This window comes from Escherichia sp. MOD1-EC7003 (genome assembly GCF_002965065.1).
In the GTDB taxonomy this organism is placed as follows: domain Bacteria; phylum Pseudomonadota; class Gammaproteobacteria; order Enterobacterales; family Enterobacteriaceae; genus Escherichia.
The window spans coordinates 1-19208 of record NZ_PTRE01000048.1 but is presented as its reverse complement, the minus strand read 5'-3'; the positions used below and the strand labels follow the sequence as shown (position 1 = coordinate 19208).

At 51.6% G+C, this 19208-nt stretch carries 21 protein-coding genes and 2 pseudogenes; 4 read left to right on the top strand and 19 right to left on the bottom strand.

Annotated features, from left to right (window positions below):
* Positions 1–3: 3 nt before the first annotated feature.
* The 3 genes and pseudogenes from yfcD to yfcF all read right to left on the bottom strand — a co-directional run.
* Positions 4–552 carry an NUDIX hydrolase YfcD gene (gene yfcD, locus A7090_RS08900; RefSeq protein ID WP_105273744.1) on the bottom strand — a complete coding sequence of 183 codons (549 nt, stop codon included), beginning with the start codon at positions 550–552 and terminating at the stop codon, positions 4–6.
* A gap of 58 nt (positions 553–610) precedes the next feature.
* Positions 611–1162 carry a phosphodiesterase gene (gene yfcE, locus A7090_RS08895; protein WP_123056940.1) on the bottom strand — a complete coding sequence of 184 codons (552 nt, stop codon included), beginning with the start codon at positions 1160–1162 and terminating at the stop codon, positions 611–613.
* Between the two features lie 55 nt (positions 1163–1217).
* Positions 1218–1523, bottom strand: a pseudogene (gene yfcF / locus A7090_RS08890) (glutathione transferase); the annotation flags it as partial.
* A gap of 166 nt (positions 1524–1689) precedes the next feature.
* Between yfcF and yfcG the strand changes: the two are divergent.
* From yfcG to A7090_RS08875, 3 genes are read left to right on the top strand one after another with little or no spacing between them, the layout of a single operon-like run.
* Entirely contained in the window at positions 1690–2337 is a 648-nt protein-coding gene (gene yfcG / locus A7090_RS08885) for a GSH-dependent disulfide bond oxidoreductase (RefSeq protein ID WP_105273742.1), read from the top strand.
* A 56-nt stretch (positions 2338–2393) separates the two neighbouring features.
* Entirely contained in the window at positions 2394–2756 is a 363-nt protein-coding gene (gene folX, locus A7090_RS08880; protein WP_105273741.1) for a dihydroneopterin triphosphate 2'-epimerase, read from the top strand.
* A 20-nt stretch (positions 2757–2776) separates the two neighbouring features.
* On the top strand, positions 2777–3670 hold the full coding sequence (locus A7090_RS08875) for a TIGR01777 family oxidoreductase (protein WP_105273740.1): 894 nt from the start codon (positions 2777–2779) through the stop codon (positions 3668–3670).
* A gap of 47 nt (positions 3671–3717) precedes the next feature.
* On the opposite strand, the gene rpnB is transcribed toward A7090_RS08875, so the two are convergent.
* From rpnB to pdxB, 16 genes are all read right to left on the bottom strand, one after another.
* Positions 3718–4620, bottom strand: a complete 903-nt coding sequence (gene rpnB, locus A7090_RS08870) for a recombination-promoting nuclease RpnB (RefSeq protein WP_105273739.1) — start codon at positions 4618–4620, stop codon at positions 3718–3720.
* 196 nt (positions 4621–4816) lie between these two features.
* Positions 4817–5590 carry a histidine ABC transporter ATP-binding protein HisP gene (hisP, locus tag A7090_RS08865; RefSeq protein ID WP_105273738.1) on the bottom strand — a complete coding sequence of 258 codons (774 nt, stop codon included), beginning with the start codon at positions 5588–5590 and terminating at the stop codon, positions 4817–4819.
* Between the two features lie 7 nt (positions 5591–5597).
* Positions 5598–6314 carry an ABC transporter permease gene (locus A7090_RS08860; RefSeq protein ID WP_105273737.1) on the bottom strand — a complete coding sequence of 239 codons (717 nt, stop codon included), beginning with the start codon at positions 6312–6314 and terminating at the stop codon, positions 5598–5600.
* The gene (gene hisQ, locus A7090_RS08855; RefSeq protein WP_105273736.1) at positions 6311–6997 is read right to left on the bottom strand and encodes a histidine ABC transporter permease HisQ; all 687 of its coding nucleotides are present in this window, start codon (positions 6995–6997) and stop codon (positions 6311–6313) included. Before hisQ ends, A7090_RS08860 begins: the two co-directional genes overlap by 4 nt.
* 88 nt (positions 6998–7085) lie before the next feature.
* Positions 7086–7868: a histidine ABC transporter substrate-binding protein HisJ gene (hisJ, locus tag A7090_RS08850; protein WP_000737625.1), complete on the bottom strand. Its 783-nt coding sequence runs from the start codon at positions 7866–7868 to the stop codon at positions 7086–7088.
* A 220-nt stretch (positions 7869–8088) separates the two neighbouring features.
* The gene (gene argT / locus A7090_RS08845; RefSeq protein WP_105273735.1) at positions 8089–8871 is read right to left on the bottom strand and encodes a lysine/arginine/ornithine ABC transporter substrate-binding protein ArgT; all 783 of its coding nucleotides are present in this window, start codon (positions 8869–8871) and stop codon (positions 8089–8091) included.
* 263 nt (positions 8872–9134) lie between these two features.
* Positions 9135–9704: a flavin prenyltransferase UbiX gene (gene ubiX / locus A7090_RS08840; protein ID WP_105273734.1), complete on the bottom strand. Its 570-nt coding sequence runs from the start codon at positions 9702–9704 to the stop codon at positions 9135–9137.
* Between the two features lie 94 nt (positions 9705–9798).
* The gene (gene purF / locus A7090_RS08835; protein WP_105273733.1) at positions 9799–11316 is read right to left on the bottom strand and encodes an amidophosphoribosyltransferase; all 1518 of its coding nucleotides are present in this window, start codon (positions 11314–11316) and stop codon (positions 9799–9801) included.
* Between the two features lie 36 nt (positions 11317–11352).
* Positions 11353–11841, bottom strand: coding sequence for a colicin V production protein (cvpA, locus tag A7090_RS08830; RefSeq protein ID WP_000262113.1), 489 nt, complete (start codon positions 11839–11841; stop codon positions 11353–11355).
* Between the two features lie 258 nt (positions 11842–12099).
* Positions 12100–12750, bottom strand: a complete 651-nt coding sequence (dedD, locus tag A7090_RS08825) for a cell division protein DedD (RefSeq protein ID WP_105273732.1) — start codon at positions 12748–12750, stop codon at positions 12100–12102.
* The gene (folC, locus tag A7090_RS08820; RefSeq protein ID WP_105273731.1) at positions 12740–14008 is read right to left on the bottom strand and encodes a bifunctional tetrahydrofolate synthase/dihydrofolate synthase; all 1269 of its coding nucleotides are present in this window, start codon (positions 14006–14008) and stop codon (positions 12740–12742) included. Before folC ends, dedD begins: the two co-directional genes overlap by 11 nt.
* 69 nt (positions 14009–14077) lie before the next feature.
* On the bottom strand, positions 14078–14992 hold the full coding sequence (gene accD / locus A7090_RS08815) for an acetyl-CoA carboxylase, carboxyltransferase subunit beta (RefSeq protein WP_105273730.1): 915 nt from the start codon (positions 14990–14992) through the stop codon (positions 14078–14080).
* Between the two features lie 155 nt (positions 14993–15147).
* The gene (locus A7090_RS08810; protein ID WP_105273729.1) at positions 15148–15807 is read right to left on the bottom strand and encodes a DedA family protein; all 660 of its coding nucleotides are present in this window, start codon (positions 15805–15807) and stop codon (positions 15148–15150) included.
* An 82-nt stretch (positions 15808–15889) separates the two neighbouring features.
* Positions 15890–16702, bottom strand: coding sequence for a tRNA pseudouridine(38-40) synthase TruA (truA, locus tag A7090_RS08805; RefSeq protein ID WP_105273728.1), 813 nt, complete (start codon positions 16700–16702; stop codon positions 15890–15892).
* Complete coding sequence (locus A7090_RS08800; RefSeq protein ID WP_050015928.1) at positions 16702–17715, bottom strand: aspartate-semialdehyde dehydrogenase; 1014 nt, start codon at positions 17713–17715, stop codon at positions 16702–16704. The genes truA and A7090_RS08800 overlap by 1 nt, the downstream gene beginning before the upstream one ends.
* A gap of 65 nt (positions 17716–17780) precedes the next feature.
* Positions 17781–18917, bottom strand: a complete 1137-nt coding sequence (pdxB, locus tag A7090_RS08795) for a 4-phosphoerythronate dehydrogenase PdxB (protein WP_105273727.1) — start codon at positions 18915–18917, stop codon at positions 17781–17783.
* Positions 18918–19015: 98 nt separating this feature from the next.
* Here pdxB and flk point away from each other — a divergent pair.
* Positions 19016–19147: pseudogene (flk, locus tag A7090_RS08790) on the top strand (flagella biosynthesis regulator Flk); the annotation flags it as partial.
* Between the last annotated feature and the right edge of the window lie 61 nt (positions 19148–19208).

Genomic DNA, 19208 nt, shown 5'->3' with positions numbered 1-19208 from the left:
TTATTAAGCCTCTTCCGAATCTTCTTGAGTTTCTCGTTCATTCCTGGCATTGCGCTTCATCCACAACGCCAGCGCTTTCAGCGAGTCTGGAGTGAACTCGTCGCAACGTGCGGTAATTTCTTCTGGCGTCAGCCAGCAAACTTCACTGACTTCATCTTCCTGTAGGGCGAAGGGACCGTGAGAGACGCAGCTGAACAAGGCGCCCCAGACACGGCAATTTTTATCTTCGAAATAGAACTGCCCGTGCTCGGCAAAGGGGACACCGGCAATGCCCAACTCTTCTTCCGCTTCGCGACGTGCGGATTCAAGAAGTTGCTCATCGGCCTGGACTACACCGCCTGCGGTCGCATCTAACATGCCGGGTAAAAAGTCTTTTGTCTCGGTACGACGCTGGACCAGAATTTTGCCCATGCCATCATGTACGACGATATAAGTTGCACGATGACGCAGACACTGTGCCCGCATTTGTTCCCGGCTGGCTTGTGCAATGACTTCATTCTCTTCATTGACAATATCCACCCATTCAGTACTTGCCAAACGACGCTGTTCCATTATCAGGAAACCTTCTTTTTCTGGCGCTCTTACGGCGCATTAATGAGTTGTGGGTAAATTACGGATTAATCGCGACCTGCGCAATGATACTTTGATCATTGAGTGCGATGACACTAAGTACGTTATTATCCAGCATGCCATAACTCGCCGGATTACCGCCTTTCGGAATACTCACCGAGCCGGGGTTGAAGTGGAAAATCTCCCCCCGCTGTTCTGCTACTGGCAGATGGGTATGACCGTACACCAGCACATCGTTCTGGTTTAAAGCAGGCAGATTTTCCGGGCCAAAAAGATGACCATGCGTCAAAAACAGACGTTGTTTTTCCAGTAATACCTGTTGCCACGGCGCGGTTAGGGGAAAATGCAGCAGCATTTGGTCCACTTCGCTGTCGCAGTTGCCGCGCACAGCGATAACTTTATGTGCCACTTCATTAAGCCGTTCAGCGACTTTGGCTGGCGCGTAACCCTCCGGTAAAGCATTACGCGGACCGTGATTCAACACGTCGCCAAGGATCACCAGCCACTGGGCACCGCTTTGGGCAAACAACGCCAGAACACGTTCCGTCGCCGGTAACGACCCATGAATGTCCGATGCAAACATCAGTTTCATCACTCACTCCTCGTCGAAAAAACGTAAGCTATGATACTGGATTCTGTCGTTGCTATCAGCCAGATTGCTTCGCCGAAAGTGCAATAAAACGCTGGACAGACGCTCGCTGCCACTGGAATGTCGCATAATCCACCAGGCGTTCAGGCACCTCATCGCCATGTAGTACCAGACGGTTAATCATTAACGCCAGATCAGTATCGGCAATGCACCATTCACCAAATAAATTTGGCTTACCCAGAGCTAACAAATGTTCTGCCATCGCGAACAGTTTCTCTGCACTGGCTTTTCCCTCTGCCGTTAGTGGCGTTTTTTTCGCACCAGCAAAAACGACGTCCGTCGGACGTTCTTCGCGAATGGGCATCTGACCAAAGCGTGATAGCGGGTTTACTCATTATGTCCTCGGCAATAAAGGGGGCTTGCAATCAAACTATAGAGCCTTTTTGTCACTGTCACGTGACGAATACTCACGCAAGTCGTCGCGCTTTCTATACTTGTGTTGTTCAGATGATTAGACAACCGGAGCTGCAATGATCGATCTCTATTTCGCCCCGACACCAAATGGTCACAAAATTACGCTGTTTCTCGAAGAGGCAGGGCTGGATTATCGCTTGATTAAGGTAGACCTGGGGAAAGGCGGTCAGTTTCGTCCGGAATTTTTGCGCATTTCGCCTAACAATAAAATTCCGGCAATTGTTGATCATTCTCCAGCCAATGGCGGCGAACCGTTAAGCCTCTTTGAGTCTGGTGCCATTTTGTTGTATCTGGCAGAGAAAACGGGACTCTTTTTGAGTCATGAAACGCGTGAACGCGCCGCCACATTACAGTGGCTATTCTGGCAGGTCGGCGGGCTGGGGCCGATGCTTGGGCAAAATCATCATTTTAATCACGCGGCACCACAAACCATTCCTTACGCTATTGAACGTTATCAGGTTGAAACTCAGCGTCTGTATCACGTGCTAAACAAGCGGCTGGAAAACTCGCCCTGGCTGGGTGGAGAAAACTACAGCATTGCAGATATTGCCTGCTGGCCGTGGGTTAATGCCTGGACTCGCCAGCGAATTGACCTCGCCATGTATCCGGCAGTGAAGAACTGGTATGAGCGAATTCGTTCGCGCCCTGCCACCGGGCAGGCACTGCTAAAAGCACAACTCAGTGATAAGCGTTCGGATAGTTAACAGATACAGGTTCTCGTGTATTATTTCATCCTAATTAAAACAACGGAGAACCTGCAATGGCACAACCTGCCGCTATTATTCGTATAAAGAACCTTCGTTTACGTACGTTTATCGGAATTAAGGATGAAGAAATTAAGAACCGTCAGGATATTGTTATCAACGTGACTATCCACTACCCCGCCGATAAAGCACGCACCAGCGAAGATATCAACGATGCGCTGAATTATCGCACTGTAACGAAAAACATTATTCAGCACGTTGAGAATAACCGCTTCTCTTTGCTGGAAAAATTAACTCAGGATGTGCTCGATATCGCACGTGAACATCACTGGGTGACGTATGCTGAAGTGGAGATCGATAAACTGCACGCGCTGCGCTACGCCGATTCGGTATCCATGACCTTAAGCTGGCAGCGTTAACCGCCATATCGGGAGGCTGCATGAACATAGTGATCACCGGAGGGACGGGATTAATTGGCCGCCATTTGATTCCGCGTTTACTGGCGTTGGGACATCAAATCACGGTAGTGACGCGTAACCCGCAGAAAGCCAGCTCCGTTCTCGGCCCCCAGGTGACACTATGGCAAGGGCTTGCCGATCAACGCAACCTCAACGGCGTTGATGCGGTAATCAACCTGGCCGGAGAACCGATTGCCGATAAACGCTGGACTCACGAGCAAAAAGAGCGTCTCTGCCAAAGCCGCTGGAATATCACGCAAAAACTGGTGGATTTAATTAATGCCAGCAACACGCCGCCGTCGGTACTCATTTCCGGTTCGGCAACGGGCTATTATGGCGACTTAGGTGAAGTGGTGGTTACCGAAGAAGAACCACCACATAACGAATTTACCCATAAACTCTGCGCCCGCTGGGAAGAGATTGCTTGTCGGGCGCAAAGTGACAAAACGCGAGTGTGCCTGCTGCGTACCGGCGTAGTGCTGGCACCGGATGGCGGTATCCTCGGTAAAATGCTGCCGCCGTTTCGTCTGGGCTTTGGCGGTCCGATTGGCTCCGGTCGGCAGTATCTGACCTGGATTCATATCGATGATATGGTCAACGGTATTCTCTGGCTACTGGATAACGAACTGCGCGGGCCATTTAATATGGTTTCGCCCTACCCGGTACGCAATGAACAATTTGCCCATGCGCTCGGTCATGCGCTGCATCGCCCGGCCATTTTGCGCGTCCCCGCGACCGCCATTCGGCTGTTAATGGGCGAATCTTCAGTACTGGTGTTAGGTGGACAACGGGCCTTGCCCAAAAGGCTGGAAGAAGCGGGGTTTGCGTTTCGCTGGTACGATTTAGAAGAGGCGCTGGCGAATGTTGTTTGCTAATGTGGTTTACTGCAAACATCCGCCAGTTAACTCCCGGTGTTACAGGGTTAGTGGCTTTGAGCGATAAGATCGTCTGGCGAAAGTCGGGTCAGTGTCAAAACTAACTCTCGGTCTAAACCTCTCTCCAGCATCTCCTGAGCAATACGCAGGGCTTCTTCGCGTTTGCCCAGAATTAATCCATCATTCCGCCCTTCTTCACGTAATCTGTCAGCAATGGTCATCAGTTTCTCCTTTTCTTGTGGTGCTCGTTCCGCTATCTCACCAATAAATGCACGGAAACGCTGGGCATCCCCCGTTTGTAATACGTAATTAAACAGGGCTTTTAGCTGTCTGTCATTAGTGTTTCCTGTAAGCAAAAGAGAAACTATTTGATCGACTAATCCCAACAGATCGCGCTGACGAATATGTTTCTGAATTAACTCCAACAGCGCCATTTTGCGATGTTGCATAATCTCGTCATCTGGCATCACGGTAATATCCACCAGCGGAAAAGCCGATGAATAAATTTTGCGGGCTATAGCAGGCTCGGCAAATTCATCAAGCCAGCAGAGTGAATAAGGATAAGGGCTTCTGCAACCATGATAAAACAGCATGGGGATCACCAATGGAAGCTCTTTATAGCCCGCATCAAGATGGTTTTGCATCGCCGCAATGGAATAGCGCATCATGCGAAAAGCCATTAATTCCTCCGGCTTACTTTGGTGCTCTATCACCACATAAATATAACCCGCTCCCTCCTGCGTTTTCACAGACCACAATAGGTCGGAATAATATTGCCGCAGGTCTTCATCAATAAAACTGTTTGGTTCCAGTTTGAGCGTCGTTAAATCACACAGTTTGCGCAGCGGAGCAGGAAGGTGGATATCAATAAAATCCCGCGCGGTGTCTGGATGGCGTAAAAAAGATTTAAATACCGCATCATGCGGCGTGGAAGTTGTCGATATTGTCATGGCGTTCCGTTACACCTCAAATTTAAGATGACGTGACAATAACCACGATTAACACCCAATGCAGCAGGCAGTTTTTATCTTTGGACAGCGAATTCAGAAGTATTTTTAGCGGACTGCAACTTTTACTTTTCAGCGGAAGCTGACTCGCAAATTCCCCATGAAAATACTCCGGCAGCGTTAGCCACCGGAGAGAAAATTATTTCAGCGATCCCTTAAGGAACTGTTGCAGACGAGGGCTTTGCGGGTTACCGAATAACTGTTCTGGTGCGCCCTCTTCTTCTATTTTCCCCTGATGGAGAAAAATGACATGAGTAGAAACATGACGAGCAAAGCCCATTTCGTGAGTCACTACCACCATGGTTTTCCCCTCTTCTGCCAGTTGCTGCATAATACGCAACACTTCGCCTACCAGTTCAGGATCGAGCGCCGAAGTAGGTTCATCAAACAGTAGAACTTCCGGTTCCATTGCCAGCGCCCTTGCGATGGAAACACGCTGTTGCTGACCTCCAGACAGGTGCACCGGGTATTTACCCTGCGCACGTTCGTCTATTCCGACTTTCGCCAGATACTTCACCGCCCGCTCGCGCGCTTCCTGCTTGCTCAGGCCCAACACCTGAATCGGCGCTTCCATGACATTTTCCAGCACCGTCATGTGGCTCCAGAGATTGAAGTGCTGGAATACCATCGTCAGGCGCGTGCGCAGTAAACGTAGCTGATTTTTATCGGCAACGTTGAGTTGACCGTCTTTATCGCGCACCAGATTGATCGTCTGACCGTTGACCACGATCGATCCTTCGCTCGGCTTTTCGAGGAAGTTAATGCAGCGCAGAAAGGTACTTTTCCCCGATCCCGACGATCCGATGATACTTATTACATCTCCGGCATTCGCTTGCAGTGAGACCCCTTTCAGCACTTCGTGTTCACCGTAGCGTTTGTGCAAATCGATAACGTTTAATTTATTCTCAGACATCGTATTCTCAGTGCGTTGAAGAAGGTTTCACATGCTGCAACCAGCGTTTTTCCGCTCTGCGAAAGAGGCTGATCAGGACATAAGAGATGATTAAATAGAGCACCGCGGCAATGCCGAAGGCGGTAAAAGGTTGATACGTGGCGGCGTTAATATCGCGGGCTATTTTCAGCAGATCCGGCACCGTGGCCGTAAACGCCAGCGCGGTAGAGTGCAACATCAGGATCACTTCGTTGCTGTAGGCTGGTAGAGCAATACGCAGCGCAGAAGGCAAAATAATGCAGCGATACATTTTAAAGGTCGAGAAGCCATAGGCTCTGGCGGCTTCAATTTCCCCATGCGGCACTGAACGGATCGCCCCGGCAAAAATCTCGGTGGTGTAAGCGCAGGTGTTAAGCGTCAGCGCCAGCACGGTACAGTTCAGGCCACTGCGGAAAAAAGCGTTCAGCAACTCGGTACCCTTAACAATCTCCAGCGTGTACATGCTGGAATAGAACACCAGCAACTGTACATACAGCGGTGTACCGCGAAAAATATAAGTAAATAACCAGATTGGAAACTGGATGTATTTATTACTTGAGACGCGACCAATCGCCAGAAACAGCGCCAGAACTCCACCTATCACTACCGACAAAATCAGCAGCCACAGGGTGATCGCCACGCCAGTAAAGCGATAACCGTCGGTCCACAGCAATGGTTTCCAGTATTCATGTAAGATTTCGATCACAGGTCAGCCCTCTTCACGCCCACGGAGTAGCGGCGCTCAAGTAACAGCAGCACACCATTGGAAACGGTGGTGAAAACCAGGTAAATCACGCCACAGACGATGGCGAAATAGAACGGTTCCCAGGTACTTTTGCCCGCCAGCTGCGTGGCTTTGACCACATCTTCCAGGCCGAGTAACGAAACCAGTGCGGTAGATTTAAGAATCACTTGCCAGTTGTTGCCAATGCCTGGCAGGGCGTAACGCATCATCGCCGGAAACATGATCCGCCGAAACACTTGCCCACGAGTAAAACCGAACGCCGTCGCCGCCTCTATATGCCCTTTCGGCACAGCCATAAACGCGCCACGGAACGTTTCGGTAAAATAAGCACCGTAGATAAAACCGAGAGTGATAATACCAGCGACCATCGGATCGATATCAATCTGTCCGACACCCATCGCCTCCGTCACCGTGTTTAGCGCAATCTGCAAACCGTAGAAAATCAGCAGCATCAACACTAAGTCCGGCACGCCACGAATCAGCGTGGTGTACCCTTCGAAAATCAGCCCCAAAAGCCGATTTTGCGAGAGCTTACCGCCAGCGCCAATTAAACCAATGATTACAGCGAGCACTACAGAGCTGATAGCCAGCTCCAGCGTGACGAGCGCACCCTGTAAAATAACACCTGAAAACCCATACAACATGCAGCCTGTCCTGTCAGTGTGGTGAATTACCGCCTCTTGTCTCCCTCCGGTTACCCGAAGGGAGCGGGCTTTCTTTCACCGATGGCGATTAGCCACCATAAACATCAAAATCGAAGTACTTTTTCGCTAATTTCTCGTAAGTACCGTCAGCGCGCATTTCGGCAAAGGCTTTATTCAGTGCTTCGCGCAGTTCGTTATCTTCTTTACGCAGGCCCATGCCAGTACCTACGCCAAACAGTTTTTCATCTTTAACAGACGGGCCGCCGAATTTGTAATCTTTACCGACAGGTTGTTTGAGGAAGCCTTCGCTGGCGGCGACCTCATCCTGGAATGCGGCATCAATACGTCCGGCGGTCAGATCAGAGTAAATGTTGTCCTGCCCCTGATAAGAGACGATTTCAATACCTTTTGGTGCCCAGTACTCGTTACCGAACGTCTCCTGAGTAGTACCCTGCAATACGCCTACCCGCTTGCCTTTCAGTGACTCGACTGTCGGCTGAATGTCGGAATTTTTCGCCACCACCAGACGAGAGTCGGCAGCGTACAGTTTGTCGGTGAAGGCTATTTCTTGCTGACGTTTTTCCGTAATGGAAAGCGATGACATGATGGCGTCAATCTTCTTCGCTTTTAAGGACGGGATTAACGCATCCAGTGGGTTTTCGACAAACGTACATTGCGTATTGATGCGTTTGCACAACTCCTTCGCCAGATCAATATCGAAGCCAACCAGTTCGCCTTGTGAATTTTTTGATTCAAATGGCGCATAGGTCGGATCGGTACCGATACGGATGTTTTGCGGAATCGCAGCAAACGCCGCAGTTGCGCTGGAGAAGGCCAGAACCAGAGAAAGCGATAGCACCAGTTTTTTCATAATGTCCTCAACTGACAGTCTTTTTATAGGGAATATTTACAGGTTTGTTACACTTATCGTGCCATAAAATTGACCATCAAGGCAAAATATCCCGCCCCGTCAGATGTATTATTTTTCATTAAAAATGCTTAAGCATGCATTTCAATGCACCACGATAGTGCAACAAACCTGGCGTGCACCATGATGATCATTCCATCAGGTACAGCTTCCCTGCGACGTATCAGTCACCGTAGACATTAAAGTCGAAATACTTTTTCGCCATCTTGTCGTAGGTGCCGTCCTGACGCAGTTCGCCAAGCGCCTTATTGAACGCAGCCGTCAGTTCAGCATCATCTTTACGTAGGCCTACACCGGTGCCGTCACCGAAGTATTTTTTGTCTTTCACTGATGAGCCAGCAAAGGCGAACACTTTACCGGCAGGTTGCTTGAGGAATCCTTCGCTGGCCGCAACTTCATCCTGCAATGCGGCATCCAGACGTCCTGCAGCCAGATCGGAATAGACCAAATCCTGGTTGGCATAGGCCACCACATCCACGCCTTTGCTACGCCAGGTCTCGTTAGCGTATGCTTCCTGAGTTGATCCCTGCAGCACACCCACATGTTTACCTTTCAGTGAATCCAGCGTTGGCTGAATCGGCGAACCTTTGGCGGCAATTAAACGAGAGTCCGCGGCGTACAGCTTGTCGGAGAACGCAATTTCCTGCTGACGTTTATCGGTAATGGAGAGCGACGAGATAATGGCGTCGATTTTTTTCGCTTTCAATGAGGGGATCAGCGCATCAAAGTCACTGGCAACCCAGGTACATTTCACCTGCATCCGTTTGCACATCTCATTACCGAGATCGATATCAAAGCCAACAAAGTCACCTTTGGCATCTTTCGATGAGAACGGTGCATAGGTGGTATCTGTTCCGATACGTACCGTCTCCGGTAGCGCCGCATAGCTGGAAACCGCTGCGGAGAGACCGACTAACAAAGACAGAGCGAGAATCGACTTCTTCATACATAACCCTCAAGTGAAATGGCTTTTTATGTTGTGTATTGTGTTGTGTGTTTGCAGGCTCGTTCATGCAGGTCTTATGCCATCTTGCCGACAGCTGCAATATTCAATGTTAAATATGTTAATAAGACGTTGCATTATTATCCTAAAATTGAAGATAGCAGGTATGGTGGTTGAATCGCAGCGTTTCGATTGAATGGCAGGAACAAAATGTTGAGGATTTGATCGCGGTTGCAAAATTGCCCTGAAACAGGGCAACAGCGGAATTATGCGCCCTGCCAGCGGGAAAAGAGATCTTCGGGAAGCGTTATCGCAAACTGGTCAAGAACACGGTTAACCGTCTGATTTATCACATCATCAAGGGATTGTGGGCGATGATAAAACGCCGGAACGGGAGGCATAATCACCGCGCCAATTTCTGCCGCCTGAGTCATTAAACGCAGGTGGCCTAAGTGCAACGGGGTTTCACGCACGCAGAGCACCAGCGGGCGGCGCTCTTTCAGCACCACATCTGCCGCACGGGTCAGTAAACCATCGGTATAACTATGGACAATGCCGGAAAGCGTTTTGATTGAACAGGGTAAAATCACCATCCCCAGCGTCTGGAAAGAACCTGAAGAAATGCTGGCAGCAATATCGCGCGCATCGTGCGTCACATCAGCTAACGCTTGCACCTCGCGCAGGGAGAAATCCGTTTCGAGAGATAAGGTCTGGCGTGCTGCCTGACTCATCACCAGATGCGTTTCAACATCTGCGACGTCGCGCAGAACCTGTAATAAACGCACGCCATAAATCGCGCCGCTGGCACCGCTGATGCCTACAATGAGTCGTTTCATAAATAGTTGTCCTGTCAGACTTGCAGGCAGACTTTGCAGGATTTCGGCGGGAGTTGCAAGTCAGGGTGCCAGACCGGCACCCTGAGCGAAGGCATCATCCTTCGTTATGCATTTCAAGATTTTCCACTTCGTTCTGACGTTGCACGGCTTTGGCGTCGTCATTACGTAAAGTATCGAGGAAATCGAGGTAGCCCTGATCAACATCTTTGGTAACGTAGATGCCGTTGAACACCGAGCATTCAAACTGCTGGATATCCGGGTTTTCAGCGCGAACGGCTTCGATCAGATCGTTCAGGTCCTGGAAAATCAACCCGTCAGCACCGATGATCTGGCGAATTTCATCCACTTCACGACCGTGGGCGATAAGCTCCGTGGCGCTTGGCATATCAATACCGTAAACGTTCGGGAAGCGAATTTCCGGTGCCGCAGAGGCAAGATACACTTTCTTCGCTCCGGCTTCGCGTGCCATCTCGATAATCTGCTCAGAAGTGGTGCCACGGACGATGGAGTCGTCGACCAGCAGGACGTTTTTATCGCGGAACTCAGCGCGGTTGGCGTTCAGTTTACGGCGCACGGACTTACGACGCAGCTGCTGACCCGGCATGATGAAGGTGCGGCCAACATAGCGGTTTTTGACGAAGCCCTGGCGGTACGGCTTGCCCAGAATACGAGCAATTTCCAGCGCGATATCACAAGAGGTTTCCGGGATCGGGATCACCACGTCGATATCCAGATCTTCCCATTCGCGGGCAATTTTCTCGCCCAGCCTGGTGCCCATATTCACACGCGCGCTGTAAACGGAAATTTTGTCGATGAACGAGTCCGGGCGGGCAAAGTATACATACTCAAACAGGCACGGATTGCTGACCGGATTGTCAGCACATTGACGGGTAAACAGCTGCCCTTCTTCAGTGATGTAAATCGCTTCGCCCGGCGCGACGTCACGCAGGAACTCAAAGCCCAGCGTATCGAGCGCAACGCTTTCAGAGGCGACCATATACTCGGTACGACGCTCATCAATATCGCGTTTCCCCAACACCAGCGGGCGAATCCCGTTAGGATCGCGGAAAGCAACCATACCGTGGCCGATAATCATCGCCACACAGGCATACGCGCCGCGGATTAAGCGGTTTGTGGCAGCAATGGCGGCGAAGATGTTGTCGGCTTCCAGCGGATAGTGTCGGAAGTTGTCCAGCTCGCTGGCGAAGATATTAAGCAGAATTTCCGAGTCGGAAGTGGTGTTGATGTGGCGGCGTTTTTCTTCAAACAGTTTTTTACGTAACTCATGCGCGTTGGTCAGATTGCCGTTGTGGGCAAGCGTAATACCATACGGGGAGTTAACGTAAAACGGCTGCGCTTCAGAGGCGCTGGAGCTGCCAGCCGTGGGGTAACGCACATGACCAATGCCCATATTGCCCTGCAAACGCTGCATATGGCGAGCTTCAAATACATCGCTCACCAGCCCGTTCGCTTTACGCAAACGGAAGCAGTTATTGGCATCTATGGTGATGATGCCGGCGGCATCCTGACCGCGATGCTGAAGCACCGTTAAGGCATCATAAATCGACTGGTTAACCGGCATAACACCGGCGATACCGACAATACCGCACATACGTCTTTTTCCTCGTTAAGCCACATCTCAGAGCACTTACGCCCTGGGCAAGAAACTTGACGAGCTTTGCAGATAGTCAAAAAACCATCTGATGATAAAACTGAACTGCGGGATCAATTGTGATTTGCTCCAGTCTTCGCTTTTCGACACCCCAGTAAAGGAGTCGAGAAAGAAGAGAATGGCGGCGACAATCAACACACCGCGCAATGCGCCGAAACAGACACCCAGCACCCTATCGGTGCCTGACAACCCCGTTTTCTCCACCAACTGGCCTATCACGAAGTTCACGATAGCACCAACGATCAGGGTAGCGATAAACAGTACCGCGATGGCAATCCCATTTCGAACCAGTTCGTCTTCAAAGCCCGTAAACCAGACTGACAGGTAAGTGTAGTAATGACTGGCAACAAAGAAAGCACAACCCCATGTCACCAGCGATAACGCTTCACGTACAAAGCCACGGATCAGGCTAACCAGAGAGGAAAAAGCAATCACCGCGATTATGGCGTAATCAATCCAGACCATATGTGTCCCACGATTTTACGCCCTGTCATCCTGTTCGGGGCGCATTCTAACAGAAAAAGAAAACGTTTGCGTAGGGATTTCCTTCCCGCGCATCAATAAAAATGGCGCTGAAAAAACATTCAACGCCATCGACTTTTTATGCCTTTGCAGCTTAGGGCTATGCGTGTCGGATGCGGCGTGAACGCCTAATCCGACCTACGGTTCTACTCCAGCACAAGCCTGATAAAACGCGCAGGCGTCGCATCAGGCAAAACCGTATTAATTCGGTGTATAGCCCATTACCACGCCACTTAAGCCAGAAAGCTGCTTGAGCTCACCCAGCGAACCTTTCAGCTTCTCTTTAGAAGCATCTGGCCCAACCAGAATACGGGTAATTTTACCCTGCACTGGCGTGGATGGCGACGTATAAACCCGATAACCAGCACCGCGCAGCTTACCGACAATCTCATTCACTTTATCGGCATTTTTCAGCGCCCCCAGTTGCACAACATAGGCTTTACCCGTCGGCGCTGCTTTTTCTTCCACGACCGGTTTCGGCTCAGGTGGCGCTTCTACCTTTGGCTTAGGCGGCTCCACCGGTTTCGGCTTCGGTGGGGCGACCGGTGCAGGTTCCGGTTCAAACTCGGTGTTATTGGCTGCAATAGTGGCCGGATCGAGCGACGGTGCAGCGGCGTCACCAGCCCGCACCTCTTCAGCTGCGCCTTCCGGCGGCTGCGTCGGCAACGCCTGGGTGGCGGCTGGCATCATATCAGGCTCATCGCGATCGCCCGCTTTCGGCACCAGCGGGATAGCCGCGAACTCATCCTGATAATGTTTTTTCTGCCCGTCCAGCAGTCCTGGAAGTACAATCACCCCCAGTGCCACCAGCACGATCGTGCCCACTAACCGATTCTGAAACTTACTTGCCACCGCTTCTCCTCGCGTCAATCACTTCCATGACATGTGCGACCGTGTGGAACGAACCACACACCAGCACGGTATCTTCCGCTTTAGCGTCCACCATTGCGGCATCCCATGCCTGCGCAACGCTATCAAATGATTTGCCGTTACCCAAATGCTCAAGCAGTTGTTCTGCCGTGGCACCGCGCGGCCCTTCCAGTGGCGCACAATACCAGTCATCAACCACGCTTTTCAACCAGGCCAGAGTTCCGGCAATATCTTTATCATGTAGCATACCGATAACCGCCAGCACGCGCCCGTTTTTCGGTAGCGCTTTCATACGCCCGGTGAGGTATTCCGCTGCATGTGGATTATGCGCGACATCAAAAATAACGCGTGGCGATTCGCTCACAATCTGGAAACGGCCTGGCAAAATTGCGCTGGCAATCCCGTCGCGAATGGCATTTTCACTGACCTCAAGCCCGCTGGCACGCAGTGCCGCCAGCGCCGTTGCTGCATTCGGTTGCGGGACAAGCGGCAACGGCAGATTTTCCAGCGTGCCGTGAGCATCGCTAAACGTCCAGTCATGATCGGTGACAGAATAGTTCCACTCAACGCCCCGACGTTGTAGCAGTGCACCTTTTTCCTGCGCCACATCAGCAATGGTAGAAGGCATTTCCGGCTCACCGACAATTGCCGGTTTTTCACTGCGGAAGATGCCTGCTTTCTCGCGACCAATACTTTCGCGATCTGGCCCCAGCCAGTCAGTATGATCCAGCGCAATGCTGGTCACCACCGCAACATCGGCATCGACAATATTAGTCGCATCCAGACGACCACCCAGCCCTACTTCCAGAATCACCACGTCAAGTTGTGCCTGTTTGAACAGCCACAACGCCGACAGCGTACCGTACTCGAAATAGGTCAGGGAAATATCATCGCGTGCCGATTCAATCTCCGCAAAAGAGGCGGTGTGGGCCGATTCCGGCAATTCCTGCCCCTGCACACGAACGCGCTCGGTATAACGCACCAGATGCGGAGAACTGTAGACCCCCACTTTGTACCCTGCCGCCATCAGAATCGACTCCAGCGTACGGCAGGTGGTGCCTTTGCCATTCGTACCCGCAACGGTAAACACAAATGGCGCTGGTTTCAGAACGCCAAGACGCGCCGCGACCTGGCTCACGCGCTCAAGGCCGAGATCGATAGTTTTACTGTGCAGGTTTTCCAGATAAGAAAGCCACGAAGCCAGAGGCGACGCGGCTTGAGGAGTGCGTTTGATAATCATGGTATCCGCTGATTCGTTACGGTGAGAATAGCAAAAGGGCAGAGCCAGTGGCCCTGCCCTTATCAGTCATCAGGCCTCAGGTTCCTGATCCGGTGCCGGTGGCACCACTACGCCTTCACGCGGCGCTTCAGGATTCGGCGCAGGCAGATTCATCAACTTCGCCAGAATGCTCGCCAGTTTCAGGCGCATTTCCGGGCGACGGACGATCATGTCGATGGCGCCTTTCTCGATCAGGAATTCACTGCGCTGGAATCCTGGCGGCAGTTTTTCGCGAACGGTCTGCTCAATAACACGCGGACCGGCAAAGCCGATTAACGCTTTCGGTTCAGCGATGTTGAGATCGCCCAGCATGGCGAAACTTGCAGAAACCCCGCCCATCGTCGGGTCGGTCAGCACGGAAATATACGGCAAGCCGCGCTCCTGCATTTTTGCCAGTGCCGCAGAGGTTTTCGCCATCTGCATCAGCGACATCAGCGCTTCCTGCATACGCGCGCCACCAGAGGCAGAGAAGCAGATCAGTGGGCAATTATCTTCCAGCGCCTGCTCAACAGCACGCACGAAACGTGCCCCCACAACAGACCCCATTGAACCGCCCATAAAGGCGAACTCGAATGCCGCAGCGACAACCGGCATTCCATACAGGGTGCCTTTCATCACCACCAGCGCATCTTTTTCGCCGGTTTCTTTCTGCGCAGATGCCAGACGGTCTTTATACTTCTTGGAGTCACGAAACTTCAGCACATCTTTCGGCTCAAGCTCGCTACCCAGCTCCACAAGGCTTCCTTCATCTAACAGGCTATGCAGGCGATTACGCGCTGTCATACGCATGTGATGGTCACACTTCGGACAGACCTCAAAATTACGTTCCAGCTCAGCGCGGTATAAAACCTGACCGCAGCTATCACACTTAGTCCACACCCCTTCAGGAATGCTTGCCTTGCGGGTGGGAGTAATGTTGCTTTTAATTCGTTCAATCCAGCTCATTAGGGACCTTTCTGTCTGAACCTGGTTCGATGCCAGTTTTATCTTTGGGGACGCATAATGCCATTTTTGCCCCCAACAGACCATGAATGTTGCACATTAAAACATAACAGCCCGAAACTTTGGATAAAAAAGTGTTCGAACCGCAGAGTTACTTTTTATTTTGCGGCGCGTGCCGCTGCGCGTTTGTGGCGGATAATTTCGATGACGCCCGGCAAAATAGAAACCACAATAATCCCGACGATCAGCAGCTTAAGGTTATCCTGAACCATCGGGATTGTACCGAAGAAATAACCTGCGTAGGTAAAAAGCAGTACCCACAACAGTGCGCCAATCACGTTATAAGCGGCGAAATGGCGGTACGACATGTGGCCCATTCCCGCAACAAATGGCGCGAACGTTCTGACGATAGGTACAAAACGGGCGAGAATAATGGTTTTACCGCCGTGTTTTTCATAAAACTGGTGGGTTTTATCCAGATAACTGCGACGGAAAATTTTCGAATCCGGATTACTGAATAACTTTTCACCAAACAACCGCCCGATAGTGTAATTGAGCGCGTCCCCCACAATCGCGGCGATCAGCATCAGCACCACCATCATATGGACGTTGAGATCGTTGGTTTCCAGTGATGCCAACGCACCGGCAACAAACAGCAATGAATCACCCGGTAAAAACGGCGTTACCACCAAACCGGTTTCACAGAACAAAATTAAGAACAAAATGGCATAAACCCAGACGCCATACTCCGCGACCAGCTCTGCCAGATGCACGTCAATGTGCAGGATAAAATCGATGAGGAAATAAATCAGATCCATATTTGCCTATGCCTTGTTTTCGTCATCTTTCAGGCTGTAACTACGCTGGCTACAGCCTGAAATGTTCCGAGCATTATTCTCGTTAGTCCGCCAGAAATAGCGGACCCATTGGCGGTTTTGGAAGATCAAACCGGTCAGGGTAATCCACCTCGACCAGATACAGCCCTTCCGCTTTTGCCGTTGCTGCCGCCAGCGTTCTGTCCTTTGCCGCCAACAGCTCTGCTATCCAGCTCTCCGGCTGGTTGTGGGCACCGACTTCCATCAGGCTGCCGACAATATTCCTGACCATATGATGTACAAAAGCATTTGCTTTGATATCTACCACCACATAAGGACCGTGACGCGTGACATTAATATGCATAACGTTGCGCCACGGCGTTCGGGACTGGCACTGCACCGCACGGAACGAGGTGAAATCATTCTCGCCCAGCAGGCATTGCGCAGCCCGATGCATCCGTTCAGCGTCCAGCGGTTCGTAAAAATGGGTTACCCCTTTACTCAGTACCGCCGGGCGCAGTCGATGATTGTAGATGATGTAGCGATAACGGCGAGCCGTGGCGCTAAATCGGGCATGAAAATCATCAGGTACAGCTTTAACCCAACGTACGGCGATGTCACCAGGTAAATTCGCATTTACGCCCAACGTCCACGCAGCGTCTTTGCGCTGCGCGGTAGTTTCGAAATGCACAACCTGCCCGGTGCCGTGTACACCTGCGTCGGTACGCCCGGCGCAGAAGACGGTGACAGGTTCGTTCGCCACCTGGGAGAGTGCCTTTTCCAGCTTCTCCTGCACACTGCGTACTTCGTTCTGCCGTTGCCAGCCGTAATACCTGCTGCCGTCGTACTCAATGCCCAGCGCAATTTTATAAACTGGCGGTTGTTGCTGGTCGGACATTAGTACAGATACTCCTGCACCAGTTTCTCGGCGATTTTTACTGCCATCAGCGCGCCGCCAAAGCGAACGTTATCGGCCACCGACCAGAACTGGACTTGCTCCGGCATACCGTAGTCATTGCGTACACAACCAACGGAAAGATGTGGCGACCCGGAAGCATCGCCCACCTGCGTCGGGAATTCGTTCTCTTCAGAGAGCACAATATCTTCACCCTGGGCAAACGCATCACGCGCTTCTTCTGCCGCCAGCGGACGCAGTGCTTCGAAGTTGACCATCTGGGCATGACCGTAAAATACCGGAGCCTGAACAACGCTTGCCGAAATCATCAGCCCTTCGTCCTGCAGGATTTTGCGCACTTCGTCAACGATACGACGTTCTTCGCGCACGCTACCTTCGCTATCCGGCAGTAACGGCAGCATGTTGAAGGCCAGTTGACGCCCGAAGAAATCCTCTTCATCAATCGGAATGCCGTTGAGCAGTTTCGCGCTCTGCCCCGCTAAAGCGTCGACCGCTTTTTTACCCTGGGCAGAGGCAGAAATCAGGCTGGTGACGCTGATACGTGACAAACCGCCCTGATCGATTAACGGTTTCAGTGCCGCCAGCAGCTGGCTGGTCAGGCTGTCCGGTACGGCGATGACATTCCGGTTGCGGTAATCGGTCAGTACAAACGGGTTTACTTCCGGCACCACCAGCGGTACGTCGGGTTCGAGAGCAAACAATCCGCTGCTGTCGATCACCAGGCAACCTGAGTTGGTCGCTTCTTCAACCCAAGCTGCGGTGGCTTCTTTGCCTGCGACAAAAAACGCCAGTTGCGCCTGCGTCCAGTCGAATTCAGCGGCATCCTGCACGGTGATTGTCTTACCACCAAAGCGCAGTTGTTCGCCTGCGCTTTCGTTACGTGCCAGTGCATAAATTTCCCCAACCGGGAACTGACGTTCAGCCAGCGTTTCAAGCAGGGCTTCGCCCACAGCGCCAGTTGCGCCCAGGACGGCAATGTTCCAGCCTTCAGACATGGTGGTTTACTCCAGAAATAGCAAAGCTCCCTGCCAATGTTACAGCAGAGAGCATGAAGAAGAGATTAACGTGCCGGATGATGAACGGCGTTAAAACCCAGTTTACACAGCAATGATGCCGCACTGGCGTCATCACAAATCACATACAGAGATGACCATTCACGGCGCTCAAGATAATTTTTGCGCAGTTTATCGAACTCACCCGGTATTCCGGCGACTTTACGCAGCGGTGCGTCATCGCGGCGCACATCATACACCAAATGCACCAGCCTTTTTAGCGTCGGTTGATCGAGCGGACCATGCAGCGTAATGCGACCAAACTCTGGCGTGGGCAGCAATGTATCAAGAGCAACGTGTTGTTCACGCCCCACAAACTTGCTATAGGCTTCAAACACTTGCGTAGTGCCACGTGCTTTACCCTCCAGGGTATAACCTGCGATATGCGGCGTGCCGATATCCACTTTTTTCAGCAGATCCACGTTAAGCTCAGGTTCGCCTTCCCAGACATCCAGCACCACGCTTAACTTTTGCCCTTCGTTCAGGCAGGTCAGCAGCGCGGTATTATCGACGACTGCGCCACGGCAGGCGTTAATCAGAATCGCTCCCGGCTTCAGGCTACGGATCACTTTTTCATCCACCAGATGTAGCGTTTTGTACGGCCCATCTTTAAAGAGTGGCGTATGGAAAGTCAGAATATCCACCTGCTGGACTAATTCATCCAGCGAGCGGAAATCGCCCTCATCCCCACGGTCGGCGCGAGGTGGATCGCAAAGCAATGTTTTGATCCCTAACGCTTCCAGCCGCGCCTGTAAACGGCGCCCAACGTTACCAACGCCCACGATCCCCACGGTACGCTCGTGCAGTGAAAATCCATCACGTTCGGCCAGCGTCAGTAGTGAGGAGAAAACATATTCCACTACCGCAATCGCATTACAGCCAGGTGCAGCGGAAAAACCAATTCCTGCCTGCTTTAACCATACTTCATCGACATGGTCGGTCCCCGCTGTGGCAGTGCCAACAAATTTAATGGGTTTTCCTGCCAGTAAAGATTCATTCACTTTCGTGACCGAACGCACCATCAGCGCATCTGCATCTGCCAGTTGTGCTACTGGAATTGGACGCCCCGGAACCGCTGTCACCTCACCCAAACGGCTAAATAAGTCGCGGGCATAAGGCATATTTTCATCAACGAGGATTTTCACGTTTGTGTTACCTGTATGAGACGAGAGTTAACCGGACAAGTGTGCCATAATCTCGCGGCCAGGCATACTTGCGAAGATTTCAGGTATAAGGATACGTAATGATACAACCTATTTCCGGCCCTCCTCCTGGGCAACCACCAGGTCAGGGAGATAACCTGCCGTCTGGCGCGGGCAACCAGCCTTTATCCAGTCAGCAACGGACTTCGCTGGAAAGCTTAATGACGAAAGTGTAGTGGCACACTAAATTTGGCCACCTGATTAAAGGTGATATTCTCACTTCAACACAAAACA